13 protein-coding genes, 5 tRNA genes and 1 pseudogene are annotated in these 11,611 nt (G+C 73.1%); 8 read left to right on the top strand and 11 right to left on the bottom strand.

Annotated elements, in window-relative coordinates:
* Positions 1-204 (bottom strand): annotated as a pseudogene (locus tag SGA01_RS40185) (hypothetical protein); the annotation flags it as partial.
* Positions 204-770, bottom strand: coding sequence for a DUF4365 domain-containing protein (locus tag SGA01_RS40180; RefSeq protein ID WP_055644533.1), 567 nt, complete (start codon positions 768-770; stop codon positions 204-206). The gene SGA01_RS40180 and the pseudogene SGA01_RS40185, both read right to left, overlap by 1 nt.
* A 122-nt stretch (positions 771-892) precedes the next feature.
* Here SGA01_RS40180 and SGA01_RS40175 point away from each other — a divergent pair, with 122 nt between their 5' ends.
* The gene (locus SGA01_RS40175; RefSeq protein WP_141303322.1) at positions 893-1,621 is read left to right on the top strand and encodes a 3'-5' exonuclease; all 729 of its coding nucleotides are present in this window, start codon (positions 893-895) and stop codon (positions 1,619-1,621) included.
* A 57-nt stretch (positions 1,622-1,678) separates the two neighbouring features.
* Here the strand turns inward: SGA01_RS40175 and SGA01_RS40170 are convergent.
* Positions 1,679-1,750 (bottom strand) — tRNA-Val (locus tag SGA01_RS40170).
* 73 nt (positions 1,751-1,823) lie between these two features.
* Entirely contained in the window at positions 1,824-2,285 is a 462-nt protein-coding gene (locus SGA01_RS40165) for an SRPBCC family protein (RefSeq protein WP_141303321.1), read from the bottom strand.
* A gap of 82 nt (positions 2,286-2,367) precedes the next feature.
* On the opposite strand from SGA01_RS40165, the gene SGA01_RS40160 reads away from it, so the two are divergent.
* Positions 2,368-4,875, top strand: coding sequence for an SCO7613 C-terminal domain-containing membrane protein (locus SGA01_RS40160; protein WP_141303320.1), 2,508 nt, complete (start codon positions 2,368-2,370; stop codon positions 4,873-4,875).
* A 59-nt stretch (positions 4,876-4,934) separates the two neighbouring features.
* On the opposite strand, the gene SGA01_RS40155 is transcribed toward SGA01_RS40160, so the two are convergent.
* Positions 4,935-5,009, bottom strand: a tRNA-Val gene (locus SGA01_RS40155).
* Between the two features lie 54 nt (positions 5,010-5,063).
* Positions 5,064-5,486, bottom strand: a complete 423-nt coding sequence (locus SGA01_RS40150; RefSeq protein ID WP_055644529.1) for a TIGR02611 family protein — start codon at positions 5,484-5,486, stop codon at positions 5,064-5,066.
* A gap of 190 nt (positions 5,487-5,676) precedes the next feature.
* On the opposite strand from SGA01_RS40150, the gene SGA01_RS40145 reads away from it, so the two are divergent.
* Both SGA01_RS40145 and SGA01_RS40140 read left to right on the top strand, forming a co-directional pair.
* Positions 5,677-6,090: an SsgA family sporulation/cell division regulator gene (locus SGA01_RS40145; protein WP_015032345.1), complete on the top strand. Its 414-nt coding sequence runs from the start codon at positions 5,677-5,679 to the stop codon at positions 6,088-6,090.
* A gap of 190 nt (positions 6,091-6,280) precedes the next feature.
* Positions 6,281-6,838, top strand: coding sequence for a CGNR zinc finger domain-containing protein (locus SGA01_RS40140; RefSeq protein WP_141303319.1), 558 nt, complete (start codon positions 6,281-6,283; stop codon positions 6,836-6,838).
* Between the two features lie 43 nt (positions 6,839-6,881).
* On the opposite strand, the gene SGA01_RS40135 is transcribed toward SGA01_RS40140, so the two are convergent.
* Both SGA01_RS40135 and SGA01_RS40130 read right to left on the bottom strand, forming a co-directional pair.
* A complete protein-coding gene (locus SGA01_RS40135; RefSeq protein ID WP_141303318.1) occupies positions 6,882-7,064 on the bottom strand; it encodes a hypothetical protein in 183 nt (60 codons plus the stop codon).
* Between the two features lie 111 nt (positions 7,065-7,175).
* Positions 7,176-7,589, bottom strand: coding sequence for a hypothetical protein (locus SGA01_RS40130; protein ID WP_141303317.1), 414 nt, complete (start codon positions 7,587-7,589; stop codon positions 7,176-7,178).
* A gap of 147 nt (positions 7,590-7,736) precedes the next feature.
* Between SGA01_RS40130 and SGA01_RS40125 the strand changes: the two genes are divergently transcribed.
* Complete coding sequence (locus tag SGA01_RS40125; RefSeq protein ID WP_141303316.1) at positions 7,737-8,252, top strand: DsbA family protein; 516 nt, start codon at positions 7,737-7,739, stop codon at positions 8,250-8,252.
* A gap of 19 nt (positions 8,253-8,271) precedes the next feature.
* Here SGA01_RS40125 and SGA01_RS40120 read toward each other — a convergent pair whose 3' ends face one another.
* The 3 genes from SGA01_RS40120 to SGA01_RS40110 are packed head-to-tail and all read right to left on the bottom strand — an operon-like array spanning position 8,272 to position 11,062.
* A complete protein-coding gene (locus tag SGA01_RS40120) occupies positions 8,272-9,111 on the bottom strand; it encodes a GNAT family N-acetyltransferase (protein ID WP_055646439.1) in 840 nt (279 codons plus the stop codon).
* 56 nt (positions 9,112-9,167) lie between these two features.
* Positions 9,168-9,998: an aminotransferase class IV gene (locus SGA01_RS40115; RefSeq protein ID WP_141303315.1), complete on the bottom strand. Its 831-nt coding sequence runs from the start codon at positions 9,996-9,998 to the stop codon at positions 9,168-9,170.
* Positions 9,995-11,062: a chorismate-binding protein gene (locus tag SGA01_RS40110; RefSeq protein WP_141303313.1), complete on the bottom strand. Its 1,068-nt coding sequence runs from the start codon at positions 11,060-11,062 to the stop codon at positions 9,995-9,997. Before SGA01_RS40110 ends, SGA01_RS40115 begins: the two co-directional genes overlap by 4 nt.
* A gap of 256 nt (positions 11,063-11,318) precedes the next feature.
* Here SGA01_RS40110 and SGA01_RS40105 point away from each other — a divergent pair.
* From SGA01_RS40105 to SGA01_RS40095, 3 genes are all read left to right on the top strand, one after another.
* A tRNA-Gly gene (locus tag SGA01_RS40105) sits at positions 11,319-11,391 on the top strand.
* Positions 11,392-11,430: 39 nt separating this feature from the next.
* Positions 11,431-11,504, top strand: a tRNA-Cys gene (locus SGA01_RS40100).
* 1 nt (position 11,505) lies between these two features.
* Positions 11,506-11,577, top strand: a tRNA-Val gene (locus SGA01_RS40095).
* The last annotated feature ends 34 nt before the right edge of the window (positions 11,578-11,611 follow it).

The following is an 11,611-nucleotide window of genomic DNA, read 5'->3' as shown; positions in this document are numbered from 1 at the left end:
GAGGACGCGCGGGTCGACCCGGCCGGGGTCGGGTGCGCCGTGGGCGTCGGCCCACGGCCCGGCGGGAGGGGCGGGGATCCCGGTCCAGTGGCCCGGGGTGTCGCCGGGCGCCGGGTGGGGGCGGTAGGGCGGCGGAACGGGGACGGGGCCGTGCCCGGCCCCGTCCCGCTCCCCGAACCCCGGTTCGTCGATAGGCCGGTGCATCAAGGTCTCCCTCCCACGCCGACCCGGGTCATGATCTCGCACAGTGCCCGGTCGTCGAAGATCCGTGCCGTCGGGATGCGCACCGTGGTCCGGCGGCGTCCCGTGACCGGGTGCCCGGCCAGGTTGGTCCAGTAGCAGCAGTGCCGCAGGTCGAGCCGGTCATGGCTCGCCCGCAGCCAGTCCTCCTGCGTCCTCGGGACGAGCATCACGACCAGGATCTTGTGCACGGACACGGGGGTCCGGGCGAGTTTCACCAGGTGGTCGTTGTCGAGGGTGAAGGAGAAGGCGTTCCCCGGCGGGCGGGGAGGGATCTGGTAGGTGCACTTGAGCTGCACCTTGATGGTGACCTCGTCGTCGACGGTGTGTCCGGGCGAACCGTGGCTCACGTGCCAGTCGATGCCGTTGTCCGGAAAGGGCTGGGACAGCGAGCAGCCGGCCGCGGCGGCGACGGCGTGCAGGTATCCCACCTGAAGGGTCTCCATGCATGCGGTGGTGGCGAGTGAGCCGCGCGTCGGTGTCAGCCGCTGGGGCGGCAGCCCTCCCGACTCGGGCTGGGCGAGCGCCATGTCGTTTTTCCTTCCCCGTCCCCTCTGTTGTGACCGGTCCGCGTACGGCGCAAACAGTGCGGGTATCACCGTTTCGGGGCAGGGGGTTGGCCATCTGCCGCACGTGCGCGAGGAGTTCGGGGATGACGACGCACTGGTACGAGGGGCCCCTGGCCTCTTTCGACACGGAGACCACAGGAGTTGACGTCGAGGGGGACCGGATCGTCTCGGCCGCCCTGGTCGTGCAGGACGCGGCCGGGGCGCGGCCGCGGGTGACGCGCTGGCTGGTCAATCCGGGCATACCCGTGCCCGCCGAGGCCACCGCGGTGCACGGCCTGACGGACGATCACCTCCAGCGGAACGGCCGGTGGCCGGCTCCGGTGATGGAGGAGCTGGCGCGCGCGCTGGCCGAGCAGACCGCGGCGGGACGTCCGCTGGTGGTGATGAACGCGCCCTTCGATCTGACGATCCTGGACCGCGAGCTCCGGCGGCACCGGGCGTCCTCGCTCGGCACCTATCTGGAGAGCACCCCGCTGTGCGTGCTCGATCCGCGGGTCCTGGACAAGCACTTGGACCGCTACCGCAAGGGCCGCCGCACGCTCACCGACCTCTGCGCGCACTACGAGGTGGAGCTGGCGGGGGCGCACGACGCGGCGGCGGACGCGGCGGCGGCGCTGGAGCTCGTACGGGCGGTGGCCCGGCGCTTCTCGTCCCGGCTGGAGCGGCTGTCCCCGGCGGAGCTCCACACGCTCCAGGCGGTGTGGCACGCGGCTCAGGCACGCGGTCTCCAGGCCTGGTTCACACGGCAGGGGACACCGGAGACGGTGGACCCGGCGTGGCCGCTGCGACCGGAACTGCGCACGGCGGCCTGAGAGATGGGGCCGCATGACAAAGGCCGGTCCGTCTTTCGACGGACCGGCCTTTCCCGGTGGGCGATACTGGGATCGAACCAGTGACCCCTTCGGTGTGAACGAAGTGCTCTCCCGCTGAGCTAATCGCCCGGGAACGGGTTGAACCATACAGGCCCGCGAGGGGTTCCTTCAAACCACCCGCCCGTCGCCCGACCACCGCCCCTCAACGACGCTCTTCGAGCGGCTCCTCCACATGGGCCGCGAGTCCACGTCGGCCGCCGCGCATCATCAGCGCGTGATTGGCCCGGAAGACGGGCCGTCCGGGGACGGCGAGCACCCGCAGGAGCCGGGCGCGGACCTCCACCTCCTGCTCGTACACGGCGCGGGTGCCCGTCCCTTCCGCCGTGAGGGTCCAGCGGACCCAGCCCTCCAGGTCCCCGCCGAGGCCGACCTCCAGGATCCGGGCGTCGGGGTCGCGGCGCAGGGCGCGGACGGTGACGACGAGTTCGTACGGGAGGAGGGAGCGGAAGCGGGCGGTGCCGGTGGTGTCGTCGAGAGGGACGACCTCGCGCACCTGGGGCCACCAGCGGGGGTACTCCTCGGCGCGTTCGAGTACGGCGTAGACGGCGTCGGGCGGGGCGGCGAGCCGCCAGACGCTCCGGAAGCGGTACCGGCACCAGTCCATGCGCCCAGTCTGGGGTACTCAGGCCCGGATATGAGTACGGCGACGCATTCCCGTCCCGTGTGGCCGGGGCCACACTCCCGGTATGAACACTCCCCTGCCGCCCGCGGACGAGCTGGTGCTCGTCGACCGCGAGCTGGCGCGACTCGACGCGCGCCGGACCGAGTTGCTGGCCCGCCGCGCCTGGCTGATCCAGGCGCTGTACGCGCCGGTCCGGGCGATGACACCGCCGCCTCCCGGGACCGGGATGGTCGCGGACTCGACCCCGCGGAGCGCGCAGAACGTGCTGCTGACGCTCGGCGGGACGCTCCTGACGATCGCCGCGGTCGCCTTCACGCTGGTGAGCTGGGGCTCGATGGGGATCGGCGGCCGCGCGGCGGTGCTGCTCGTGGTGACCTCGGCGGCCGTGGCCTCGCCGGTGGCGCTGCTGCGGAAGGGTCTGGTCTCGACGGCCGAGTCGGTGGCGGCGCTGGGCCTCGTCCTGATGATCCTCGACGCGTACGCGCTGCACCGCGTGGCGCTGGCGGGGACCGACGGCCTGGGTTACACGGCGGTGGCGTCCGCGGTCCTCGCGGGCGCGTGGACGGCGTACGGCTCGGCGCTCCCCCGGCTGCGGATCCCGCTGCCGGCGGCCGTGGTCGCGGCCCAGCTGCCGCTGCCGCTCGGCGCGCTCGCGGCCGGGAGCGGCCCGACGGCCTTCGCCTGGGCGGCGTTGGTCACGGCCGCGGCGGACGCGGCGGCGGTGCTGTGGGCCCGTCCGACCGCGGTCCGGATCACGGCGGCCACCGGGGCGACGGCGCTGGGCGGCTGGTCGCTCCTGACGGGCGTGTGGCTCTCCCTGAGCTCCCCGTGGAGCGGCGCGCCGCTGCTCCTGGCGGGTGCGGCTCTGACGCTGTACGTGGCGTGGCGGCGGCCCGGGCTCGCGGTGGCGGCCTCGGTGCTCGCGGGCCTGTCTGCGGTGACGGCCCTCGGCGGCCTCCTCCGCTCGGCGCTCCCCTCGGACTGGACGGTCCCGGGCTATGTGCTCTGCGGCCTCGCCCTGGCGTGGCTGTGGCGCGCGGACGGCACGCGGGATGCTCCGGGCACGACGGCCAAGACCGCGTGGCTGCCTCGTGGCGTGCGGCAGGGCCTGGCGGCCGCCGGTACCGGGGTCGTGGCGCTGGGCGGCCTGTGGGCGCTGCCGCCCGCCGCCGTGGGGCTCCTGGGGCCGGTGGCGCGGACGACGGACGTGTGGTCCGGCGAGCACGCCGAGCCCCAGCTGACCTCGTACCCGGCGACCGCCGCCCTGGTCCTCCTGGTGTCCGCCGCCGCGCTCGCGGCCGTCCCCCGGCTCTGGGCCCGCTGCGGCGCACTCGCGGCGGTCTGGGCGCTGCTCACCGCCCTGCCGGTCTCCCTGGACCTGCCGTACGCGACGACGCTCGTCCTCCAGCTCCTCACGACCGCGGCCGCCCTCTGGCTCGCCGTCCGCCCCGGCCCTCTGACGCGCGGGCTGCGGCAGCGCGGGGCGACGGACGCGGCGGCCGAACAGTCTTCCGGCCCCGTCCCGCCGCCGCTCCCCGGCCCGGGGACCCCGTGGGCCGGCTGGGCGCCCCTGCGGCCTCCGACGCGGGCGACCGTCGTGGAGCCCCGCACCGCCCTCGGCTGGTGCGCCTACGCCGGTGGGCTCGCGTCCGCCGTGAGCGCGGTCGCGCTCGCCCTGGACGTCCGGGGGGCGACCTTCGCCTCGCTGGGGCTGCTGCTCGGTCTCTTCACGGGCGTCGCCGTGCTCGGTGAGGGTGCGCGCCGGGTGGTCTCCGCCTGCGCCGCCGTCCTCACGGCGACGGGGCTCGTCCTCGCGGTGGCGGCGGCCGCCGGGTTCGAGGACCACTGGACGGCCGTGGCACTGCTCCTGGTCCCGGCGGCCACCGCGGCCGTGGGTGCCCGGACGCGTACGGGCCCCACGGCCCTGGCGGTCGAGATCACCGGCGCCTGTGCGGGGCTGCTCGCCCTGGGGATCGCCGCGTCCCGGCCCGCGTTCCTGGCGCTCGCGCTCGCCCTCGGCGGGGTGATCGCGGCGGCGACGGCGGTCCGGCCGGAGCGGCGGCGCTTCGCCTCCTGGACGGCGGCGGTCCTGTTCCTGCTCGCCACCTGGGTGCGGCTCGCGGTCTCGGACGTGACGACCCCGGAGGCGTACACGCTGCCGGTGACGGTGCCCGCGCTGGTCGTCGGGTTCCTGCGGCGGCGCCGGGACCGGGAGGCCTCGTCCTGGACGGCGTACGGCCCCGGTCTCGCGGCGACGCTGGTGCCGAGCCTCGTGGCGGCCTGGGTGGACCCGCACTGGGTGCGCCCGCTGCTCCTGGGGGTCGCGGCGCTCGGCGTCACGCTGCTGGGCGCGAGGTTCCGGCTCCAGGCGCTGCTCGTGCTCGGCGGCGGGGCGCTGGCCCTGGACGGGCTGCACGAGCTCGCCCCGTACGTCGTGCAGGTGGTGGACGCGCTGCCCCGCTGGCTGCCGCCGGCCCTCGCCGGGCTCCTGCTGCTCGCGGTGGGCGCCACCTACGAGCAGCGGCTGCGGGACGCCCGGCGGCTGCGGGAGCGGCTGGGGCGGATGCGGTGACACCCCGAGAACGCCGAAGGCCCGGGGACGGTGTTCCGTCTCCGGGCCTTCGGGCCGGGTGGTGGGCGATACTGGGTTCGAACCAGTGACCCCTTCGGTGTGAACGAAGTGCTCTCCCACTGAGCTAATCGCCCGGGCGCACCGCAAACATTACCCCATGTCAGCGGGGGTCCCGAACCATCGGTCGATCACCGGTCGATCTTCCACGGCATGACGAAGCCGTACTGCCAGAGGTAGACGCCGAGCAGGGCGGCGACGATCACCAGCCCGATGGTGGTGAGGATGATGTTCCGACGGCGGACCTTGGGGTCGAGGGCGCGCTGGGCGGCCTCGGTGACCTTCCGCTTGGTCCAGCGGAGCACGAGCTGGGCCCAGACGAACTCGGTCGCCCAGATCGCCATGCCTCCGAAGATGACCAGCCAGCCGGGTCCCGGCAGCGGCAGCATCACGATGCCCGCGCCGACCACGGCCAGTCCGACGACGAAGACGCCGACCTGCCAGCTCAGGTGCAGGGTCCGTCGGGACTTGATGAACTCCGGTGCGCGGGATCCCAATTCGGCTTCCTGGCCGGCTGCGGAATCCCCTGTGCGCTCGTCACTCTCCGCATTCATACCCTCTAACTTACCGGATGCGGGGGTCCCACCGGGATGGCGGTATTACCGGAAGTTACACGCCGCCATTCGAGCTACCTGAACGATCACAAAACCGACAGAGGGGTTTACAACGGCACTGGAGGTGGCATGTCGATTTCGCCGACGTGCGAATCCCCGAGCGCACACTGAGCGAAAGGCCCTGGCGCTTATGAACACCACGGTCAGCTGCGAGCTGCACCTGCGCCTCGTTGTGTCGAGCGAGTCCTCACTGCCTGTACCCGCGGGCCTGCGGTATGACACGGCCGATCCCTATGCCGTGCACGCCACCTTCCACACCGGAGCCGAGGAGACGGTCGAGTGGGTCTTCGCCCGCGACCTTCTCGCCGAGGGGCTGCACCGGCCCACCGGCACGGGCGACGTCCGCGTCTGGCCATCCCGTAGTCACGGCCAGGGAGTCGTCTGCATCGCGTTGAGCTCCCCCGAGGGAGAAGCCCTGCTCGAGGCCCCGGCGAGGGCCCTGGAGTCGTTCCTGAAGCGGACCGACGCCGCCGTGCCACCGGGCACCGAGCACCGGCACTTCGATCTCGATACGGAGCTCTCCCACATCCTGGCGGACAGCTGAGCCAGGCCGAGAGCCGCACGGCGCCGTCCGACTCGGGGCGACGGCGCCGCGTGGGCAGTCACATAGGCACGACGACGGCGTTCCCCACCGCGCAGCCGGCGCGGTGGTGGGCGCCGTTGTCCCTTTCCCGGCCGCGCTAGAGTCAGCGCCATTCCGCGGGCGCCGCCCGCGGCCGGCCAGGGAGCGAATCGTGCTGATCCCCCACGACACCCGGATCGCCCTCGACACCGTCGTCGATCTGATGAACACGTCCCCCCAGGGCGACCGTCCCGACGAGCTCGCGGACCTCGAAGGGCTGCGGGCCTTCGTGCACGCGCACAAGATCAGCGACGTGGGCGAGCTCGGCGCCGGAGATCTGCGGGCCGTGCGCGATGTCCGCGAGAAGTTCACCGCGGTCTTCTCCGCCCCCGAGCCCCGGATCGCGGCCCCGCTGATCAACCAGCTGGTGGCGGCGGCGGGCACCACCCCGCAGCTCACCGACCACGACGGCTACGACCTGCACGTGCACTACTTCGCGCCGGGCGCCTCGGTGGCGGACCACCTCGGTGCCGACTGCGGCATGGCCCTGGCCTTCATCGTGGTGGCGGGCGAGCAGGAGCGGCTGCGCCGCTGCGAGGCGCCGGACTGCGGCCGGGCCTTCGTCGACCTGTCCCGCAACCGCTCGCGCCGCTACTGCGACAGCCGCACCTGCGGCAACCGTCTGCACGTGGCCGCGTACCGGGCGCGCCGCAAGGAAGCGGCGGGCTGACGGTCCGGCCCGCCGGCCGCGCGCGGAGTCGACGCGCGCCCGGTCACAGCACGAAGAGATCGTGCACGGCGGCCGTCAGCAGCAGACAGCCGATCACCGCGAGGAAGATCATCAGCGGCGGCTGGGAGAGCGCGAACAGACAGCCGCGCGCGTCCTCCGCGGGCATGTCGACGGGTCCGGCGGCATCGGGGGCGGCGGGGACGGGCTCCCGCGAGGTATCCAGCATCTCGGGGGGATGATGACGCACGATCCACCCGGGAAATCCCGCAACACGCCTCACGGCAAGGGCTGTTCACCCCTTCCCGTGGATCACGGGAACGGGAATCGCCAGAAGTGATCAGATTCCGTGCTTCTTCAGAATCGCCTCGATGTCGCTGAAGTCCTCGCCGGCGGACTGGCCGGCCTGCGGCTTCGGCGCCGCTGCGCGCGAGGGCGAGGAAGCGGCCGGGGCGACGGCACGCGGCTCGGCTCCCCCGGTGGTCTCCTTGCGTCCGCCCCGGCGCCGCTCGACGGCCCGCGTGGACGAGAAGAGCAGCCAGGCGCCACCGAGCACGCCGAATCCGGCCCAGGCCACCGGGCTGAAGGCCGTGCCGGCGATCCAGTCCACGGCGCCGATCATGACGAGGCCCAGCGGCACCAGCGAGTAGGCGGCGATCCGGGCGGCGGCCAGGAAGCGCTTCCGGTACGCCGTGATCGCGGCGATGCCCAGGCCCGCCACGGCCGCCGCGGAGCAGATGGTCTCGGCGAGCATGCGATCCTCCAGGTCCGGGTGATACGTCCCTTCCATCCTGCACCGCCGAGCACGGCCGCGGCCATGTCCCGGCGCCGTTCTCAGGGAGATCTCCGGGTCGTCCCGGGCGGATCTCCTCCTCAGGGCCTGGTGAGGGACACTGCTGCCATGAACGACTCCACCACCGCACCCGCCTCCCCCGTCGTCCTCGAGGCCTGGTTCGACCTCCAGTGCCCCGACTGCTTCGCGGCCCTCGACGACGTCCGCGCCCTGCGCGAGACCTACGGCGACCGCCTCGACGTACAGCTGCGCCACTTCCCGCTGGCGAAGCACAAGCACGCGTACGCCGCCGCCCAGGCCGCCGAGGAGGCCTTCGAGCAGGGCAAGGGCTGGCCGTACGCGGAGGCGCTGCTGGCCAGGACCGCCGAGCTCGGCGACCGGGGCGAGCCGGTGCTCCTGGAGGTGGCGACCGAACTGGGTCTGGACACCGAGGAGTTCGACACCGCCCTGATCGACGGCCGGCACCTGCTGACCGTCGACGCGGACGAGGCCGAGGGCAAGGCGATCAAGGTCACCGGCACCCCGACGTATGTGATCGGCGGCGAGCGCCTCGACGGCGGCCAGAGCCAGGACGGCCTGCGGCAGCGCATCGAGGACATCGCCGACCGCCTCCTCCGGGGCTGAGCGCCCTGCCCGAGCGTCCCTACAGGAGCTCCTTGGCGCTGTTCACCAGGGTCGTGCGGTAGCCGAGGGACTCGTAGAGCCGGAGGGCCGGGGTGTTGCCCGCGAAGACGTGGAGTCCGAGCAGTTCCTCCCCGGTCTCGCGCGCGACCCGCTCGGCGAGCAGCATGAGGGCCCGGCCGTAGCCGCGCCCGCGCTGCTCCTCCGCGACCTCGATGTCGTACACGAAAGCGGCCCACCGCCCCGGTTCGAGCTCGATGCGGCCGGTCCACAGGAAGCCGGCGGGCCGCCCGTCCCGGACGACCACGTGGATCGCGACGCCGGGGGTGGCCAGGCCCTGCGGGAGGTACCGACGGTGGCTGTCGTCCGCCTTGGCGCGCGCCTGGTCCTCGGGGACGCCGCGGTCGATCCAGCTCCGCGCGAAGCCCTCCTTGGCCCGCGCCTCCCACTCCGTGAACTCGCTCCCGGTCATGGGCCGGACCTCGACGCCCTCCGGCAGGGCCGGCGGCTCGGCGGCCAGTTCCTTGACCATGTTCCGGCTGCGCTCGGTGTAGCCGAGCGAGCGGGCCATCCGCAGCGCCGCCTCCGCGTCGGCGGGCACCGATATCTGCACCTCGGCGCAGCCCCAGCTCCGCAGCACCTCCTCGGAGGCGAGCGCGGCGACCGTGCCCCGGCCCCGCCGCCGGTCCGGCTCGTCGACCCGGAGTCCCTCGATCACGCCCGAGGCGGCGCCGAAGGCGGGATCCGTGGAGAGGTGGACCGCGCCGACGCGGCGGCTGTTCACACACACGTCGTAGGTACGGGAACGGCCGCCGTCGGGCGTCTGCTGAAGCGGCCCGGCCGGCCGCAGGGTGGTGGTCATCATGGGTGTTCTACCCACCCCGGGGCCGTCCGTCATCCGGATTTACGCACGCGGAATCACGCGAGGCGCGGGTCCCGGTCCTGGGCCGCGCGCTCGTCGAAGATCCGCATGGCCTTGGCGGTGACCGGCCCGGGGGTGCCGCCGAGCTCGCGCCCGTTCACGCGGTGCACGGCCTGGACGTCGCGGAGGGTCGAGGTCAGGAAGATCTCGTCGGCGCTCTCCAGCACGTCCAGCGGCAGGTCGGTCTCCTCGGCGCCGGTCCACTCCACGGCGAGGGCGCGGGTGATGCCCGCGAGGCAGCCGGAGGAGACGGGCGGCGTGTGGATCGTGCCGTCGAGCACGACGAAGACGTTGGATCCGGTGCCCTCACAGAGCCGCCCCAGGGTGTTGGCGAAGAGTGCCTCGGAGGCCCCCCACTCGCGCGCCCTGGCGAGGGCGACGACGTTCTCCGCGTACGAGGTGGTCTTCAGGCCGGCGAGGGCGCTGCGCTCGTTACGGGTCCAGGGCACGGTGATCACCGCGGTGGAGTCGGCGCGGCGGCTGCTCTCGCCGAGTCCGACGACGAGGCTGGTGCCGGCGTCGCCGCGCTCCGAGCCGAGCGGGGAGAGACCGCCGGTGTAGGTGATCCGCAGCCGGCCGAGCTCCATCGGGTTGGCGGCGAGGACGGCGGCGCAGGCCCGGCGGACCTCGTCGAGGTCCGGGTCGGGCAGGCCGAGGCCGTAGGCGGAGCGGGCGAGGCGCTCCAGGTGGAGGGTGAGAGCAAACGTTTCACCACGCACGGCCTTGACCGTCTCGAAGACGCCGTCGCCGACGGTGAGACCGTGGTCCAGTACGGAGACCCGGGCGGTCTCCGCGTCGTGCAGCCCGCCGTTGACCCAGAGTTTCATCGAGAGATGGCCTTTCCGCTCGCCTCGTAGGCGCCTGGTTCGTAGGCGCCCGACGCTATCGCGACCAGTCGGCCCGCCTTCAGCTCGGTCTCCTCCCACTCGCGCTCCGGGTCCGAGCCCCAGGTGATCCCGGCGCCGGTGCCGAAGCGGAGCACGCCCTCGGCGCGGTCGATCCAGAAGGTGCGTATGCCGACGGCCAGCTCGGCGGTGCCCGCGTCGGCGTCGACCCAGCCGATGCCTCCGCAGTACGGGCCGCGGGGGGCGGTCTCCAGGGCCTCGATGATCCGCAGGGCGCTGGACTTGGGCGCGCCGGTGACGGAGCCGGGCGGGAAGGTGGCGTCGAGGAGCTCGGGCCAGCCCGCGCCCTCGCTCAGGACGCCGGTGACGGTGGAGACGAGGTGGACGAGGCCGGGGTGCTCCTCGACCGCGCAGAGGGCGGGGACGGCGACGGTTCCGGTCTCGCTGACGCGTCCCAGGTCGTTGCGGACCAGGTCGACGATCATCACGTTCTCGGCGTGGTCCTTGGGGAGGAGATCGTCGACGGTGCGGCCGGTTCCCTTGATGGGACCCGAGGTGATCAGGGCCCCTTCGCGGCGGAGGTAGAGCTCGGGCGAGGCGGTGGCGATCTCCACGCCGTGCGCGGGCAGCCGAATCGTTCCCGCGTAGGGAGCCGGGTTGCCCTGGGCCAGCAGCGCGGTCAGGGCGTCGACGTCGGCGGCGGCCGGGTCCGGCAGCGGCGCGGTCAGCACCCGGCAGAGGTTCGCCTGGTAGACCTCGCCGCGCGCGATGTGTTCGCGCACGCGCCGGACGCCCGCGATGTACGCGGCGCGGTCGAGCGAGGACGTCCAGTCACCCGCCCCCGGGCCCCGCCAGGCTCCCGGGACGGGCGTGGGGACCGTGTCCCGCCGCACGTCGCCGAAGCGGGCGCAGGTCAGACGGCCCTCGAAGTCCGCGCAGACGGCCCAGAAGCCGGCGGAGTCCAGTGCCTCGGGGTCATGGGTGACGTCCCGGAGATCGGTCGCGACGAGGCCGCCGAAGCGGGCCAGAGGAGCAAAGTCGTACACGTGTCGAGTCTAGGTCGGGTGGACCGGGTACCCGGGGTCCATGTGCGCGGGACCACGAGCGGGGGCGTACGCGAGGGCTGCGCGCCACCCGGGGAACACCGCGAGTGAACGCCACGCGAACCCTCCGGGGCGTCGTGGCGGGCGCCCCGGTCGGCGCGCAGGTCAGCACGCTGCGGAAACGCGTTTTTGTACTGGCCCAGGAATCCGCTAGAGTTCAACACGTCGCCGGGACGCGCAAGCGAAACGGAAACGACAAGCGGACGTGGCTCAGTTGGTAGAGCATCACCTTGCCAAGGTGAGGGTCGCGAGTTCGAATCTCGTCGTCCGCTCGATGTGGGGGATCTTCCCGAACCCCCGTTATCACTCCTGGTGGAGTGGCCGAGAGGCGAGGCAACGGCCTGCAAAGCCGTCTACACGGGTTCAAATCCCGTCTCCACCTCCAAGGACGATTAGCTCAGCGGGAGAGCACTTCCCTGACACGGAAGGGGTCACTGGTTCAATCCCAGTATCGTCCACTGGACCTTCGGGTCCTGGATCTTCGGATCCCCC

The organism is Streptomyces gardneri, assembly GCF_006539185.1.
GTDB classification, from domain to species: Bacteria; Actinomycetota; Actinomycetes; order Streptomycetales; family Streptomycetaceae; genus Streptomyces; species Streptomyces gardneri.
Note: the sequence above shows the minus strand (reverse complement) of the source record. Positions and strands in the feature narration are given on the sequence as shown.

What these genes read in the sequence shown, in the direction of transcription:
- SGA01_RS40150 (WP_055644529.1), bottom strand. Translation starts at nt 5,486, where the DNA reads ATGAATGCGGAGAGTGACGAGCGCACAGGGGATTCCGCAGCCGGCCAG.
- SGA01_RS40160 (WP_141303320.1), top strand. Translation starts at nt 2,368, where the DNA reads ATGAACACTCCCCTGCCGCCCGCGGACGAGCTGGTGCTCGTCGACCGC.
- SGA01_RS40130 (WP_141303317.1), bottom strand. Translation starts at nt 7,589, where the DNA reads ATGCTCGCCGAGACCATCTGCTCCGCGGCGGCCGTGGCGGGCCTGGGC.
- SGA01_RS40165 (WP_141303321.1), bottom strand. Translation starts at nt 2,285, where the DNA reads ATGGACTGGTGCCGGTACCGCTTCCGGAGCGTCTGGCGGCTCGCCGCC.
- SGA01_RS40125 (WP_141303316.1), top strand. Translation starts at nt 7,737, where the DNA reads ATGAACGACTCCACCACCGCACCCGCCTCCCCCGTCGTCCTCGAGGCC.
- SGA01_RS40175 (WP_141303322.1), top strand. Translation starts at nt 893, where the DNA reads ATGACGACGCACTGGTACGAGGGGCCCCTGGCCTCTTTCGACACGGAG.
- SGA01_RS40135 (WP_141303318.1), bottom strand. Translation starts at nt 7,064, where the DNA reads ATGCTGGATACCTCGCGGGAGCCCGTCCCCGCCGCCCCCGATGCCGCC.
- SGA01_RS40145 (WP_015032345.1), top strand. Translation starts at nt 5,677, where the DNA reads ATGAACACCACGGTCAGCTGCGAGCTGCACCTGCGCCTCGTTGTGTCG.
- SGA01_RS40115 (WP_141303315.1), bottom strand. Translation starts at nt 9,998, where the DNA reads ATGAAACTCTGGGTCAACGGCGGGCTGCACGACGCGGAGACCGCCCGG.
- SGA01_RS40120 (WP_055646439.1), bottom strand. Translation starts at nt 9,111, where the DNA reads ATGACCACCACCCTGCGGCCGGCCGGGCCGCTTCAGCAGACGCCCGAC.
- SGA01_RS40180 (WP_055644533.1), bottom strand. Translation starts at nt 770, where the DNA reads ATGGCGCTCGCCCAGCCCGAGTCGGGAGGGCTGCCGCCCCAGCGGCTG.